The sequence below is a fragment of the Agromyces sp. GXQ0307 genome (assembly GCF_044769845.1).
Lineage (GTDB): Bacteria > Actinomycetota > Actinomycetes > Actinomycetales > Microbacteriaceae > Agromyces.
Window position 1 is genome coordinate 214,231 of record NZ_JBIZVY010000001.1, and the last position, 13,831, is coordinate 228,061.

General features: G+C 71.5%; 10 protein-coding genes. 1 reads left to right on the forward strand and 9 read right to left on the reverse strand.

Going from position 1 to position 13,831, the window contains the following annotated elements; genetic code table 11:
• Nucleotides 1-2 precede the first annotated feature (2 nt).
• The gene (locus ACIQH8_RS01040; protein ID WP_400993704.1) at nucleotides 3-992 is read left to right on the forward strand and encodes an asparaginase; all 990 of its coding nucleotides are present in this window, start codon (nucleotides 3-5) and stop codon (nucleotides 990-992) included.
• 102 nt (nucleotides 993-1,094) lie between these two features.
• Here the strand turns inward: ACIQH8_RS01040 and ACIQH8_RS01045 are convergent, their stop codons facing one another.
• The 9 genes from ACIQH8_RS01045 to ACIQH8_RS01085 form a co-directional block, all read right to left on the reverse strand.
• Nucleotides 1,095-1,898, reverse strand: a complete 804-nt coding sequence (locus ACIQH8_RS01045; RefSeq protein WP_353815603.1) for an ABC transporter permease subunit — start codon at nucleotides 1,896-1,898, stop codon at nucleotides 1,095-1,097.
• Nucleotides 1,899-1,993: 95 nt separating this feature from the next.
• Nucleotides 1,994-2,905, reverse strand: coding sequence for an ABC transporter permease (locus ACIQH8_RS01050; RefSeq protein ID WP_400993706.1), 912 nt, complete (start codon nucleotides 2,903-2,905; stop codon nucleotides 1,994-1,996).
• 3 nt (nucleotides 2,906-2,908) lie between these two features.
• Nucleotides 2,909-4,108: an ABC transporter ATP-binding protein gene (locus ACIQH8_RS01055; protein ID WP_400995666.1), complete on the reverse strand. Its 1,200-nt coding sequence runs from the start codon at nucleotides 4,106-4,108 to the stop codon at nucleotides 2,909-2,911.
• Nucleotides 4,108-5,325: a PotD/PotF family extracellular solute-binding protein gene (locus ACIQH8_RS01060; protein WP_400993709.1), complete on the reverse strand. Its 1,218-nt coding sequence runs from the start codon at nucleotides 5,323-5,325 to the stop codon at nucleotides 4,108-4,110. The genes ACIQH8_RS01055 and ACIQH8_RS01060 overlap by 1 nt, the downstream gene beginning before the upstream one ends.
• A gap of 89 nt (nucleotides 5,326-5,414) precedes the next feature.
• On the reverse strand, nucleotides 5,415-8,417 hold the full coding sequence (locus ACIQH8_RS01065; protein ID WP_400993712.1) for an FtsK/SpoIIIE domain-containing protein: 3,003 nt from the start codon (nucleotides 8,415-8,417) through the stop codon (nucleotides 5,415-5,417).
• Between the two features lie 111 nt (nucleotides 8,418-8,528).
• Nucleotides 8,529-9,134 (reverse strand): FHA domain-containing protein, encoded by a 606-nt coding sequence (locus tag ACIQH8_RS01070; protein ID WP_400993714.1) that lies wholly within the window; start codon nucleotides 9,132-9,134, stop codon nucleotides 8,529-8,531.
• Nucleotides 9,131-11,467 (reverse strand): transglutaminase domain-containing protein, encoded by a 2,337-nt coding sequence (locus ACIQH8_RS01075; protein ID WP_400993717.1) that lies wholly within the window; start codon nucleotides 11,465-11,467, stop codon nucleotides 9,131-9,133. Before ACIQH8_RS01075 ends, ACIQH8_RS01070 begins: the two co-directional genes overlap by 4 nt.
• Nucleotides 11,464-12,846: a DUF58 domain-containing protein gene (locus tag ACIQH8_RS01080; RefSeq protein ID WP_400993720.1), complete on the reverse strand. Its 1,383-nt coding sequence runs from the start codon at nucleotides 12,844-12,846 to the stop codon at nucleotides 11,464-11,466. The genes ACIQH8_RS01075 and ACIQH8_RS01080 overlap by 4 nt, the downstream gene beginning before the upstream one ends.
• Complete coding sequence (locus tag ACIQH8_RS01085) at nucleotides 12,843-13,814, reverse strand: AAA family ATPase (RefSeq protein ID WP_400993723.1); 972 nt, start codon at nucleotides 13,812-13,814, stop codon at nucleotides 12,843-12,845. The genes ACIQH8_RS01080 and ACIQH8_RS01085 overlap by 4 nt, the downstream gene beginning before the upstream one ends.
• Nucleotides 13,815-13,831: the final 17 nt, after the last annotated feature.

Sequence of the window (13,831 nt, forward strand, 5' to 3'; positions counted from 1 at the left end):
TCGTGGGCGAGACCTTCGCGGCGTCGGCCGCCGCACAGCTCGCCGTCGTCGAACGCGGCGGCTTCGTGGAATCGCGTCACGTCGGCTCCGCCGTCGTTCTCGGGCCCGACGGCGACGTCGTGCGCGAACTCGGCGACACGAGCGCGCCGGTGCTCCCCCGCTCCAGCATGAAGCCGTTCCAGGCGCTCGCGGTGATGACCTCCGGCGTGACGCTCCGCGGTGAGGATGCGGCGATCGCGACGGCGAGCCACAGCGGGACCGCACAGCACGTCGCGTTGGTGCGCGGCCTGCTCGCACGCGCCGGGCTGCCCGGCTCCGCCCTGCGATGCCCGGCCGAGTACCCGACCGACCGCGCGTCCCGAGACGAACTCGTGCGCGGCGGCATGCGTCCCGAGTCCGTCACCATGAACTGCTCGGGCAAGCACGCGGCGATGCTCCTTGCATGCCACGCCAACGGCTGGTCGACCGAGGACTACCTCGACGTCGACCATCCGCTCCAGAAGCGGATCCTCGATGTGTTCGAGCGTCTCACCGGCGAACGACCGGCGGCGACGGTCATCGACGGATGCGGCGCACCGGTCCACGCGGTCGGGCTCACTGCGCTCGCGCGCGGCATCCAGAAGATCGCGTCCTCGTCGCCGTCGTCCCCCTTCGCCCTCTTCCGCGAGGGCGCCGCGCTCACCGAGGGCGTGCGCGCGAACGGCTGGGCGATCGCCGGCCCAGGGCGACCCGACAGCGTCGCGATCGACCGGCTCGGGGTGTTCTCGAAGTTCGGCGCCGAGGGTGTGCAGGTCATGACCGCGGCCGACGGCACGACGGTCGCGCTCAAGATGCTCGACGGTTCGCCGAGAGCCTCCGCCATCGTCGCCGCACGGCTGCTCGTGGGGGCGGGAGCGCTCGAGGCCTCCGTCGTGGACTCGCTCGAGCCCGAGCTCGGCCTCGACGTGCTCGGCGGAGGCCGCGTCGTCGGCCGCATCCGCGCCACGGTCTAGGTGTCCCTGGACATCACATCGCCTCGGTCGCGGAACGGCACCGCGACGAACGGAGCGGCCGCGACCCGTCGGGGTCGCGGCCGCTCTCGTACGTGAGCGCGGTCAGCCCATCTGGGCGGCGAGCCGCTTGGCGCGAGCGGCACGCGACACCTGGGCGATGACCACGATCGCGAGCGCGACGAGGAACACCGCGGACGCGATCACGTTCGCCTCGGCCGGGATGCCGCGCGAGGCCGAGATGTAGATGTACTTCGGGAACGTCGTCACCGAACCGGAGTTGAAGTTCGTGATGATGAAGTCGTCGAAGCTCAGGGCGAACGACAGCAGCGCAGCGGCCATGATGCCGGGCGTGAGCAGCGGGAACGTGATCCGCCAGAACACCTCGCGTGGCGAGCCGTAGAGGTCTCGTCCGGCCTCCTCGAGGGCCGGGTCGAGGCTCGCCACGCGGGCCTTGACCGTCACCACGACGAAGCTGATGCAGAACATCGTGTGCGCCAGGATGATCGTCAGCATGTCCTTCGGCACGCCGACGGCGAGGAACTGCGCCGCGAGGCCCGCACCGAGCACCACCTCGGGCGTCGCCATCGGCAGGAACAGCAGGAGGCTGATCGACGAGCGTGCCCGGAAGCGGTAGCGGACGAGCGCGATCGCGATCATCGTGCCGAGCGTCGTCGCGACCACCGTCGACACCAGGCCGATGACGATGCTGTTGCCGAACGCCTCGCACACGGCCCCGCCCTCGACGTTGCACACGTTCAGCCACTTGTCGAAGGTGAACCCGCGCCAGGCGATGTTCGACTTCAGCGAGTCGTTGAACGAGAACACGAAGGTGTAGGCGATCGGGATCAGCAGGAAGATGAACGCGAGGACGACGTAGACGGGCAGGAGCCAGTCGCCGAGCCCGATCCTCCGCCGTCGCGGCCGCTGCGGCCCGCGACGATCTTCGAGCTCCTCGCTCTCGGTGAGGCCGCCGAGGACGGCGGCCGCCTGGACTTCGCCGCTCACAGCAGGTCCTCCGTTCCGGATCGCTTCACGTACACGCCGACGAGCACGAGGATCGCCGCCATCAGGATGATCGAGAGCGCCGCCGCCGCCGGGTAGTTCAGCAGTACGAGGAAGTTCGCCTCGATCACGTTGCCCATCATCTGCGTGTCCGGACCTCCGAGGAAGTCCCTGCTCGCGTTGACGTAGTCACCGGCCGCCGGAATGAAGGTCAGCAGCGTTCCCGCGACGATGCCGGGCATCGAGAGCGGGATCGTCACCTTGCGGAACACCGTGAAGGAGTTCGCGTAGAGGTCACTGCCGGCCTCGAGGTAGCGCGTGTCGAGCCGCTCGAGCGTCGTGTAGAGCGGCAGGGTCATGAAGGGGATGAAGTTGTACGTCAGGCCGAAGACCACCGCGAACGGGGTGCCGGCGAAGTACGCGTCGGGGCCGAGCAGCCCGATCGCCTTCAGCGACGTGATGATCAGCGACTCGTCGGACAGGATCTGCTTCCACGCGAGGGTGCGGAGCAGGAAGCTGATGAAGAACGGCGCGATCACCAGCACGAGCAGCAGGCTCTGCAGGAGCGGCCGACGCCGCGCCTTGACGCCGATGAAGTACGCGATCGGATAGCTGAACAGGAGCGCGAACACCGTCGCGAGAAGGGCGTAGCCGAACGATCGGAGGATGTGCGGCCAGTAGTCCTGGATGACGGTGACGTAGTTCTGCCAGTTGAACGCGTAGTCGTACACGCCGATGTCGCCGAACTCGCTGGGTGCCTGCAGCGAGGTCAGGATCAGCGAGATGAGCGGGGTCAGGAAGAACAGGACGAGGTAGAGGATGCCCGGCAACAGGAGGAAGAGCGCGATGGGGCTCTTCCTCCGCGTCGCCTGGGGCTGCGCCTCCGTCGTCGCGAATGCTGCGAAGGCCATGGCTCAGCTGCCCTCGAGCTCCGTGATGAGCGCCTCCCGGCGCTGGACCGCGATGGACTGCGTGTCGGCGTCGGCCGGGAACCTCGACGACTCGTCGGGCTCGTCGGACAGGCCGAAGCCGTGCTCGACGTCCCAGCTCAGCCAGACCTCCGAGCCCTCGTGTGCGACCGGTCCGAAGGTCATGTTCTGTGCGAACACCGAGATCGTGCCGACGCCCGGGACCGCGACGATGTACTCCGTGCTCACACCGGCGAACGAGACGTCGATGACCCGGCCGGGGCCGAGCAGGTTGCGACCGGTGACCTCGTCGGGCTGATCGGCGTGGAGCGTGACCTTCTCGGGGCGGACGCCGACCGTGACGAGCCCCTGATGGCGCTGCGACCGTGCGGTCGGGACCGTGATCCGGTGACCGCCGGCGTCGACCGTCATGGCGGCGTCGGTCGTGCCGACGACGTCGCCGGTGAAGAGGTTCGACTTGCCGAGGAAGTTCGCGACGAACGCGGTCCGCGGCAGCTCGTAGAGCTCCTCGGGTGCGCCCATCTGCTCGATCGCACCCTTGTTCATGACCGCGACCGTGTCGGCCATGGTCATGGCCTCCTCCTGGTCGTGCGTGACGTGGAGGAAGGTCAGGCCGACCTCCTCCTGGATCGTCTTCAACTCGAGCTGCATCTGGCGACGCAGCTTCAGGTCGAGCGCCCCGAGCGGTTCGTCGAGCAGGAGCAGGGCGGGTCGGTTCACGATCGCGCGTGCGAGCGCGACGCGCTGCTGCTGTCCGCCCGAGAGCTGCGCCGGGCGCCGCTGCGCGAGGTGGTCGAGCTCGACGAGCTTCAGCGCCTCGTGGGCCTTCGCCTCGGCGTCGCCGATGCGGCGGCGCTTCAGCCCGAACGCGACGTTGTCGATGATCGACATGTGCGGGAAGAGCGCGTAGCTCTGGAACACCGTGTTCACGGGGCGCTGGTGCGCCTTCGTGTCCGTGACGTCGGTACCGCCGATGAGGATGCGCCCCGCCGTCGGCTCCTCGAGGCCGGCGACGAGCCGCAGGGTGGTCGTCTTGCCGCAGCCCGACGGACCGAGCAATGCGAAGAACGACCCGGCCGGGATGGTGAGGTCGAGTTCCTCGATCGCCGTGAAACCGGGGAACCGCTTCTGGATGCCGACCAGCTCGAGGTCGGCGCCGCTCTCTGCGAACTCTCGGATCGACATCACGAACCCAGGAGGATCTGCTGGAACTGCGTCTGGTACTTCTGCTCCTCGGCGCCGGAGAGGGCGCGGAAGATGAACGCGTTCGAGAGCGTCTCCTCGTCGGGGAAGATGAGCTGGTTCTCGGCGAGCTCGGGGTCGATCGCGACCGCGGCCTCCTGCGCGCCGACCACGGGGGTGATGTAGTTCACCCACGCGGCCACCTCGGCCGCGACCTCGGGCTCGTAGTAGTAGTTGATCAGCGTCTCGGCGTTCGTCTTGCGAGGCGAGCCGATGGGGATCAGGAAGTTGTCGTTCCACAGCGTGCCGCCCGCGGTGGGGATCGCGAACTGCCACTTGTCGCCGGCTTCGGCGTTGAGGACGGTGATGTCGCCCGACCAGCAGATGGCCGCGAGCGTGTCCTCGCTCTTCAGGTCCTCGAGGTAGGAGTTGCCCTTGATGTTGCGGATCTGGCCGTTCGCCACCTGCTCGTCGAGGATCTCGATGGCGGCGTCGAACTCCGCGTCGCCCCAGTCGGGGCTCGAGATGTCGACGCCGTTCTGGAGCATGATGAGCCCCATCGTGTCGCGCATCTCGGAGAGCACGCCGACGCGGCCCTTCAGCTCGGACTTCCACAGGTCTTCGACGGTCTCGAGCCCGCCGGGCATCTTCTCGGTGTTCCAGCAGATGCCGGCGAAGCCGCCCTGCCACGGGAGCGAGTGCTTCCGGCCCTCGTCGAAGCTCGGGTTCGCGAGCGCCGGAGCGAGGTTGGCGATGTTCGGGATGTTGCCGTGGTCGAGTTCCTGCGTGTACCCCAGGCGGATCCAGCGCGACACCATCCAGTCGGTGAGGCACACGGTGTCGGCGCCGATGTCCTGGCCGAGCGCGAGCTGGTCCTTGACCTTGCCGTAGTAGGTGTTGTTGTCGTCGACGGCGACCTCGTAGTTGACCGAGATGCCGGTCTCCTCCTCGAAGGCGACGAGCGTGGGGTAGTTGCCGTCGTCGTCCTCGTCGATGTAGGCGGCCCAGTTGGCCCAGTTGAGCGTCTTGTCGGTGTCGGACGTGTCCGCCGCCGCGGTGGGCCTGGCCTGGCCGCCGCCGGTCGAGCAGGCGGCGAGCGCGAGCGCGGACGCGCCGGCGCCCGCACCGGCGAGAAGCCCTCGACGCGTCAACTGCGCCTGCCGGGCCTGCGCCACCAAGGCGCGGACGATGGGGTCCTGGGGAAGGGGACGGCTGCTCACGAGGTCTCCAATCGACATGCATGCGCGTGCAGGGGTGCGAAGATACTGACACACTGCGTGGCCGAATTCAGCAGATGATGTCCGAATCGTTAATTTCTGCGAACAAGACGCACGGAATCAGTACCGGACCCGCGTTCCGACGGATGGAATCCGTCGTCATGCGGTGGCCATGCCGCGCGTTCCATCGTCCGATCGGACCGTACGCGCCAGCATTGGTCTCGATCGGTGTCGAGCAGCGGGGGCAGGCCCGCATCGCGGGCCAGCGCACGCAGTTCCGGTCCGCCTCCGTGCACGACGAGGTCCGCCCGTGCGCGAGCCGCGGCCGCCAGGCTCCAGCTCGCCGCCCAGGCGTCGGCGTCGCCGACGATGATCACGCGCGCGTCGCCGACGCCGACCCCGTCGACCTCCGCCTGCGCGCGCCGCACGGCCTCCGCGCCGTCGACGAGGCGGATGACCCGCGCTCCCGGGACGATCCGTTCGAGGGCGTCCGCGTCGGGACCCGGACGCGCCGATGCGATGGCGACCGGCCGGGCCGGATCGAACCGCAACGGAGCCGCCTCCGTGCGCTCGGCGATGGCGATCGGGCGATCGGCGTGCAGGAACTGCGCGGTGCGTCCGCGCCACTGGCCGGCACCCGGAGGTGCGTCGGACCGGTGCAGGCGACCGTCTCCGCCGGCGTGGACCAGGTCCGCGCGACTCGCGTGCCGGAGGAGGGCGTGGACGGGCGCGGCGTCGCGGACGCCCTGGCCGAGGGCGCCGGTGCGTCCCGCCGAGAGGACCATCGCCGGTCCCCCGGCACGGCTCGCCCGCATGAGCTCTCCGAGCGCATCGAGCGCGGCGAGGCGATGCTCCTCGGGCCATCCAGTGAACCGCAGGTCGACGTCGTCGACCACGAGGAGACGCGCGGACGGCGCGCCCCCACCCGGTCGAGGCCACGCGGTCTGCTCCCGGAGCGCGGCGAGCGCATCCCACACCGCGCTCCGCGGGCCCTCCAGCCACTGCACCGCATCGGCGCCGTGGCGGCGCGCGACCTGGGCCGCGATCGCGTCGAGGAGCGCGGTCCGCCCGGACCCCGGTGCGCCGACCACCACCAGCGCGCCGTCGACCTCCGGCCTCCAGGTCACGGCGCTCCGGCGCTGGAGCTCGGGCTCGTCGACGACGCCGAGGAGCAGGCGTCGATCCGACTCCGACGGCTCCTCGGGAGATGGTCCGATCGCACCTGCGTCGAGTACCGCGCCGATCTCATCGAGCCCGATGCGCGTCGGCAACGGGTCGAGCCAGGGTCGCCGCGGCGGCGCAGCGCGCGCATGCCGTGCGGCGGCGACGGCGATCGCCTCGGGCTCCGCCAGCGCGGACTGGAACTCGACGACGCGGCCGTCGCCGCGATCGACCAGCCCGCGACCCGGTCGAGCCGCGTCGAGGTGCGCAGCGCGATCCACGCCGACCACCGCGACGCTGTCCGCTCGTTCGAGCACCCGCAGCGAGACCCGGATCCCGCAGTTCGCACTGACCTGCTCCCGCACGACCCCGTTGGGACGCTGCGCGGCGAGCACGAGGTGCACTCCGAGTGATCGACCGCGCGCCGCGGCATCCGCCACCACCGCCCCCAGTTCGCCGAAGCGCTCGATCATCGCCTGGAATTCGTCGACGACCACCACCAGTCGTGGGAGCGTCACCTCGCCCGGCAGCTCGGCGATGCTCCGGACTCCCGCCGATGCGAGCACGCGCTCGCGATGACGCAGCTCCGCCCGGATGCTCTCGACCGCGCGTGCCGCCTCGACCTCGTCGAGGTCGGTGACGAGGCCCGCCACGTGCGGGAGTCCGCGCACCGGCTCGAAGGCGGCACCGCCCTTGAAGTCGACCAGGAGGAAGGCCACCCGGTCCGGGCCGTAGCGTGCCGCCATGGCCGTGATCCACGCGACGAGCAGTTCGCTCTTCCCGCTGCCCGATGTCCCGGCGACGAGTGCGTGCGGACCGTCGACGAGGTCGATCTCGACGGGCGCGTCGGCGGCGAGGCCGATCGTCGCCGCGAGGCTCGAGCGGTCCGTCGTCGCATCGGCGGGCGCCAGCAGTCCGGCCAGGTCGACGGATGGCGGGAGGACCGCCCGGTCCGATGCGATGCCGGCGCGCGCGGCGATGCGCGCGAGCCGCTCTGCGGCGTTCGTCGCCTCGGCTTCGGAGACGAGTTCCGGCATCACCCCGAGGGGAGCCGCCCCGGCGACGTGCACGACCGCGTGCCGGGGCGAGGCCACCTCGATCACGGTCTGCAGCCCCGGCGGGAGCAACGCGGCGACCGACGCCACGGCGATGACGTCGACCTCGCCGACGCGGGGGTCGGTCGGGACCGCATCGGCATCGGCATCGGCGTCGGCATCGACGACGCGGATCACGGCGACGCCCGGCGCGGAGGCACGGTGCGGAAGCCGCCCGACCCACCCCCAGGACCGCGACGGGGCGACGAGTCGGCACTCCCCCGGGTCGGTGGCGTCCGCGACCTGCAGGATCGCGGCACGCGCCGCCGCGCGCGCGAGCGTCGGGTATCCGACGACGCCGATTCCGCCGGCGAGCCGCACTCGCACGGGCGCATCGGCGAGCAGCGCCGCATCGGCGACCAGACGGAGCGCATCGGGGTCGTCTGCCGAGGCGCCGTCGATCGACACCCGGCTCGCGACCCGGCCCGACCCGATCACCACCGTCTCCGGCGGACGGCGCGACCAGGCCGGAGCGCCGCGATCCGCCAGCGAGCGAACCGGCGGTGTGCGGCGCCAGGCGTCCGCGCGCTCCACGTCGTGGCGCCGGGCGACCTCCGATCGGAGCCGACCGATGACCTCCTCACGGGCGACGACCTGTGCGCGACGCGCCCGACGGGCGGACCTCCGTGCGTCGAGGACGGCCGCGACCGCGACGAGCGGAGCGAGCGCGGCGAAGGCGAGCGAGACCATCGATCCGGTCACCGCCCAGATCACCACGGCTCCGGCGACCGGCGCCGTGGTGGCGATCCAGGGGAACGGGGCGCGCGTCGGCTCCGGCGGCAGTGGCGGAAGGTGGATCGGTGGCATCGCACCGAGGCTCGTCGCTGCGGCATCCGTCATGCCTCGAGCAGAGCACCGCGCCATCCGGTTCACGGAGATCTCGTCGATGCTGCGGACTCGCTGGACGGCGGGCCGCGGGTGGAGGAGGGGCCAGGGCGGAACGTGAGGGCCTCAGCCGACGACGAAGGCCTGCTCGCCGATCTCCACCCGACTGCCCCTCGGCACCAGGACCCGACGGCCTGGTTCGCACCGCACGCCGCCCTCGCCCGGCCGGCGCACCACGGTGCCGTTCGCGGAGAACCGATCGGCGACCCACAGTTCGCCCTCGTGCTCACCGAACTCGAGGTGGGTCTTCGAGACGGACAAGCCCCGGTCCACGATCTGCACGAGGTGGTCGAAGGCCTCTCCGGGCTGCGCGAGCGGCCTGCGACCGACGAGCCCGCTGCCGTCGACGGTGACGACTTCGCCGGTGGTGAAGGTCAGCACGAACCGGGCGGATGCCTCGGCAGGGGGTTCCGGCGGCGGCGACCCCGTCGGTGCGTCCGCATCGGACCCCTCGACCTCGATGGTGTCGACCGCGTCCTCCGAGCCGGCACCACCGGTCTCGCCGAGTGAGACGCTCAGAACACCGGAGTCGGACCGGTGGATGACGAACGTGTCTCCGGGACGGGGGTCCTGGGGGCGACGCGATTCGGGTGTCGCGGAGGTGGAGCTCCCGCACTCACCGCAGAACATCGCGCCCTCGGGCAGCGGCGCACCGCAGATCCGACAGTTCACGACCCGGTTCCCTTCCGCGAGCCAGCGTAGCCGCCGAGCGAGCCGAGCGAGACACGCGCCTTCGCGCGTTCGAGCCAGGACCGCGGCGCGTCCATGCGACGCTGCAGCTCCTCCACGGCGGCCCACACGCGTTCGTCGTCGCCGTCGAGCGGTCCGTCGGGGCCGAACACGGCCCGGTCGACGACCGACGCGAGCACGGCAGGACCCAGTCCGCCGACGACGGCGGCCTGCTCGGCACGGGTCGCCGTCTGCGGCATGGGGTATCCGTAGTCGCTCGCCTGGTCTGCGAACTCCTCCCAGCCGCCCTCGATCCGTTCCTCGGGGGTCGCCGCTCGTCGCCGCAGGCGACGGCGGCGGGTCTTCGCCGCGATGACGGCGAGGAACGGGCTGGCGAGGAGGGCGAGTGCGGCGAGCACGAGGCCTGCGACGCGGAGGACGGCGAGGACCGCGTCGAGCCACGCATTCCCCCGATCCGGATCCTCGGAACCCGAATCCGGTTCGGCTGCGAGGTCGTCGACGGGCGTCGGGTCCTCGGGCGGCGGGAGCGCCGACTGCGGTCGGGAGACGACCGTCGGCTCGTCGGGCTGCTGCTCGGGGATGGGCCGGACCTCCGGATTGGGATCGATCGCGATCCACGCTCCGTCCTCCGCCTGGACTTCGATCCACGCCTGGAGGTCCCCGCTCCGGAAGACGACGTCGCCCGACTGCGCGCCATCCGGATCGTCGTCGGCGTGCAGGTAGCCGACGACCACGCGGGTCGGGAAGCCGATCGAGCGGGCGAGCATCGCGGCCGCGACGGCGTACTGCTCACCGTCGCCGACCATCGGCTTGGCGGTCGCGAGCTCCTCGATCCGGTCGAGGGCGTGGCCGGAACGACTGGGAACCGCGTCCTCGCCGACGCCGTGGCTGACGTAGCCCTCGCGGTGGAATCCCTCGATGACCGCACCGAGTCGCACCCCCGGCTCGTCCGAGGACCGCGTCCAGCGGTCGAGCAGCCGGACGAGCGCATCCGGCGGGTCCGGGGAGTCCGGGAGGACGGCGCCGCCGGGCCGCAGCGCGGCGAGCTCGACCGGGTCGACCCACGCGATCGAGTCGGCCGCATACACGTCGCCGGTTCGCAGCCCGGAACGCACGCCCGCGGTGCCCGTCACATCGTTGTACGCGAACCCGTCCTCCAGGTCACTCGCGCGCGGGCCTCCGAACGAGATGCGCTCGAGCTGGCCGACGCCGGGCACCCAGACGTCGTCGTAGGCGAGCACCGTGACGTCGAGGCGAACCGCCTCGCCCGGCGTCGCCGACTGGTCGAGTCGGTAGGCGAGCCGCGAGAACTGCCCGGATGCGCCGGAGCGGTCGCTTCCGCCGACCGAGTAGACGATGCCGTCGTACGTGTCGAGCGTCGCGATCCGCAGGCCCGCACCGGCCGGGAGCCCCTCGACCCGGAGCATCTCGATCTGGGCCACCTCCGGCGCGAACGCCGCCCGGAACGCGGCGAGCGGGCTGTCGTGGTCGTTCGGCTCGAACGGCGGCCGCAGCTCCGCCCTGACGACGTCCCGCGGCCCCGGCGGGAGCGCGAAGGTCGCCGCGGTCGCACCCACGAGTGCGACCGCCGCGACGACCGTCGCGCCGATGATCCGTCGCACGTCGGCCAGCGCCGACTCGGCCGATCGGTCCGAAGCGACCCGTCGGCGTTCGGCGATGCCGCCGCGCACGAGCCACGCGACCGCGGCGACGAGGAAGGCGACGCCGGCCTCGAACGCGGCATCGTCGTGCACCACGCCGAGGACGATGCCGGCGACCAGCAGCACCGCCGGCGGGAGCAGTGCCGCCGACGGCCTCGACGTGCGCAGCGCGATCGTCAGGGCCGTCGCCGTCGCGACGATCCCGAGGAGGAACGGCGGAACGAGCAGCGACTGGTAGGAGCCGACCGGGACCGAGATCGTCACCAGCTGCTTCCACGACAGCGCGACCGCAGCGACGAGCTCGACCAGGCCCTCGGCCGTCGGAAGGACCTCCGCGTAGGCACTCGACGGCACCGCCACGGGCACGCCGAGCACGAGGTACGCGCCCGCGATGGCCGTTGCGACCGCCCACGACGGCCACGACCAGACGGCGCCGGCGAAGCCGATGGCCGCGCCGGCGAGGATCGCGATCCCCGACGCGTGCACGAACGCCGGGCTCTCGTAGATGGGCCACCAGGGCAGCATCGCCGAGGCGACCAGGACGATGACCATCGAGGTGCTCACGATCGCGGAGCCGAGGCTGGATCCGGCGATACGGGGGCGCAGCGGACGGCGCGAGGAGCGCTCGCGACGGGCACCGGTGGTCGCGCTCATGCCACCGATGCCGTCCTCGCGAGCATCGCCGTGAGGTCCTCGAGGTAGCCGACCCCGTAGACCGAGAGGCCACCGACGGATCGCGCGGTCGCCTCACCCTCGGCGGAGCAGCGCACGGCCACGGTCTCGATGCCGAGCGGGAGCCGCGAGGCCGCCTGCCGCAGCTCGCCGACCGCGCGCGCACCCCCGGTGATGACGAACGCCAGCGAGACGCCCGAGATCGACTCCGCGGCCGCGCGGGCCGTGTCGGCGAGGCTCGACGCGCGGTCGTCGGGCTCGACGAGGCACAGCGCGTCGAGCAGCCGGTCCCGGGACGCAGTGGGCAGCTCCACGACGGCAGGCTGCCGGCGGCGGGGCGCACCGCCGCCGGAGGCCTGCGGTGCGGATCCGGGGCTGCGGCGCGCGACGGTCTCGCGACGGGGCCGTTCCCTCCCCGAGACCACGAATGCGAGGCTCCTGGCATCGCGGATGGCACGTGCGCCGATGGATGCCGCGACGCTCACCGCGAGCTCGAAGTCCTCGTCGTCCTCGTACGCGTCCGCTGCGAGGTCGAGCAGCACCATCAGCCGGCTGCGGCGCGTCTCCTCGAACTGGCGCACCATGAACGTGCCGGTCTTCGCCGAACTCCGCCAGTGGATGTACCGACGATCGTCACCGGGCTGGTACTCGCGGAGCGCGTGGAACGCGATGTCGCTCGCCGTCAGGTCGCGCGTGGGCGACCCCTCGAGATCGCGCAGGAAGCCCGTGCTGAGCGCCGACACGGCGACGGTGCGAGGGTGCACGTGCAGCATTCGCACCTCTGACCACACGATCTCGCGCCGCATCAGCCCGACCGGATCCGCGCGCACCGTTCGGACCGGACCGACCGGGACGACGCCGCGGCGTTCGGTCGGGATCGCCACCCGTTCGTCGAAGATCCCGCCCCGCGGCAGCGCGGGCACGAACCGCGCGATCACCCGCCGGCCGACCGGCACCTCGATCCGCGCACCCGAGAATCGGCGGCGTCCGGGGTTCCGCGCGACGAGCTGCGCCTCGGCGGACTCGCCGACCGAGACGCGCGGAACCGGGAGCGCGAGCTCGATCGCGCCGGCGCCGCGACCGATCAGCCATGCCGAGGCGAGCGCGATCACGACCACCGCACCCCATCCGAGGATCGCGAGTTCGAGCCATCCGAACCCGTAGCCGAGGACCAGGGCGACGACGGATGCCGCGACCACACCCCACCCGAGGGGCGTCACGACGCTGCGCCCCGCGCGCGTCCACCGCTCGACGACGGATGCCGCCTCCCGGACCGCGACGACCGCGCGCGCGATCGTCACCGCGAGCAGGCCCTGCTTCGCGGCCTCCTCCGGGATGGACGTGCGGGTCTGGAACGTCACCCGGCCTGCCTCGCTGAGGGTGGCGGCGTCTCGATGAGCACCTGGGCGATCAGGTTCGATGCCGTCACGCCGTCGAACTCCGCCTCGGGATCGAGGATCAACCGATGCGCGAGGACCGGCTCGGCGAGCGCCTTGACGTCATCGGGCACGACGTAGTGACGACCGCGCCCAGCGGCGTGGGTCTTCGCGGCGCGCACGAGTGAGAGCGCCCCGCGGACGCTCACGCCCAGTCGGACCTCGGTCGCGGTGCGGGTCGCGTCGACCAGTCGGGACACGTAGTCGTTGATGGTGGGGTCCACGTAGACGGTACGCGCCAGCGCCGCCATCTCGACGATCTGGTCGGCGTCGAGTCGTGACTGCACGCGGTGGTCGTGAGCGCGCTGGTCGGTCCCCTCCAGGATCCGGATGGTCGACGCGTGGTCGGGGTAGCCGATCGAGGTACGCATCAGGAACCGGTCGAGCTGCGCCTCGGGCAGCCGATAGGTGCCGGCCTGCTCGACGGGATTCTGCGTGGCGATGACCATGAACGGCCGGTCGACGCGATGGGTCTGGCCGTCCACCGTGACCTGCCCCTCCTCCATCACCTCGAGCAGTGCCGACTGCGTCTTCGGGCTCGCGCGGTTGATCTCATCGGCCAGCACGATGTTCGCGAAGACCGGACCGGGGTGGAACTCGAATGCCCCCGAGCGCTGGTCGTACACCGAGACGCCGGTGATGTCGCCGGGCAGCAGGTCCGGCGTGAACTGCACACGGTTGCTCGTTCCCGCCACGGACTGCGCCATGGCGCGTGCGAGCGAGGTCTTCCCCGTACCGGGGACGTCCTCGAGGAGGAGGTGGCCCTCGCTCAGGAGCGCGGTGAAGGCGAGGCGGATGACCCGGTTCTTGCCGAGCAGGATCTCCTCGACCGCTCCCACGAGCTCGTCGAGGTTCGACGCGAATCGGGTGGCGTCCTCGGGGGTCATGGTCATGCGGCGCTCCTCGTCGG

What these genes read in the sequence shown, in the direction of transcription:
- ACIQH8_RS01050 (WP_400993706.1), bottom strand. Translation starts at nt 2,905, where the DNA reads ATGGCCTTCGCAGCATTCGCGACGACGGAGGCGCAGCCCCAGGCGACG.
- ACIQH8_RS01055 (WP_400995666.1), bottom strand. Translation starts at nt 4,108, where the DNA reads ATGTCGATCCGAGAGTTCGCAGAGAGCGGCGCCGACCTCGAGCTGGTC.
- ACIQH8_RS01065 (WP_400993712.1), bottom strand. Translation starts at nt 8,417, where the DNA reads ATGACGGATGCCGCAGCGACGAGCCTCGGTGCGATGCCACCGATCCAC.
- ACIQH8_RS01075 (WP_400993717.1), bottom strand. Translation starts at nt 11,467, where the DNA reads ATGAGCGCGACCACCGGTGCCCGTCGCGAGCGCTCCTCGCGCCGTCCG.
- ACIQH8_RS01085 (WP_400993723.1), bottom strand. Translation starts at nt 13,814, where the DNA reads ATGACCATGACCCCCGAGGACGCCACCCGATTCGCGTCGAACCTCGAC.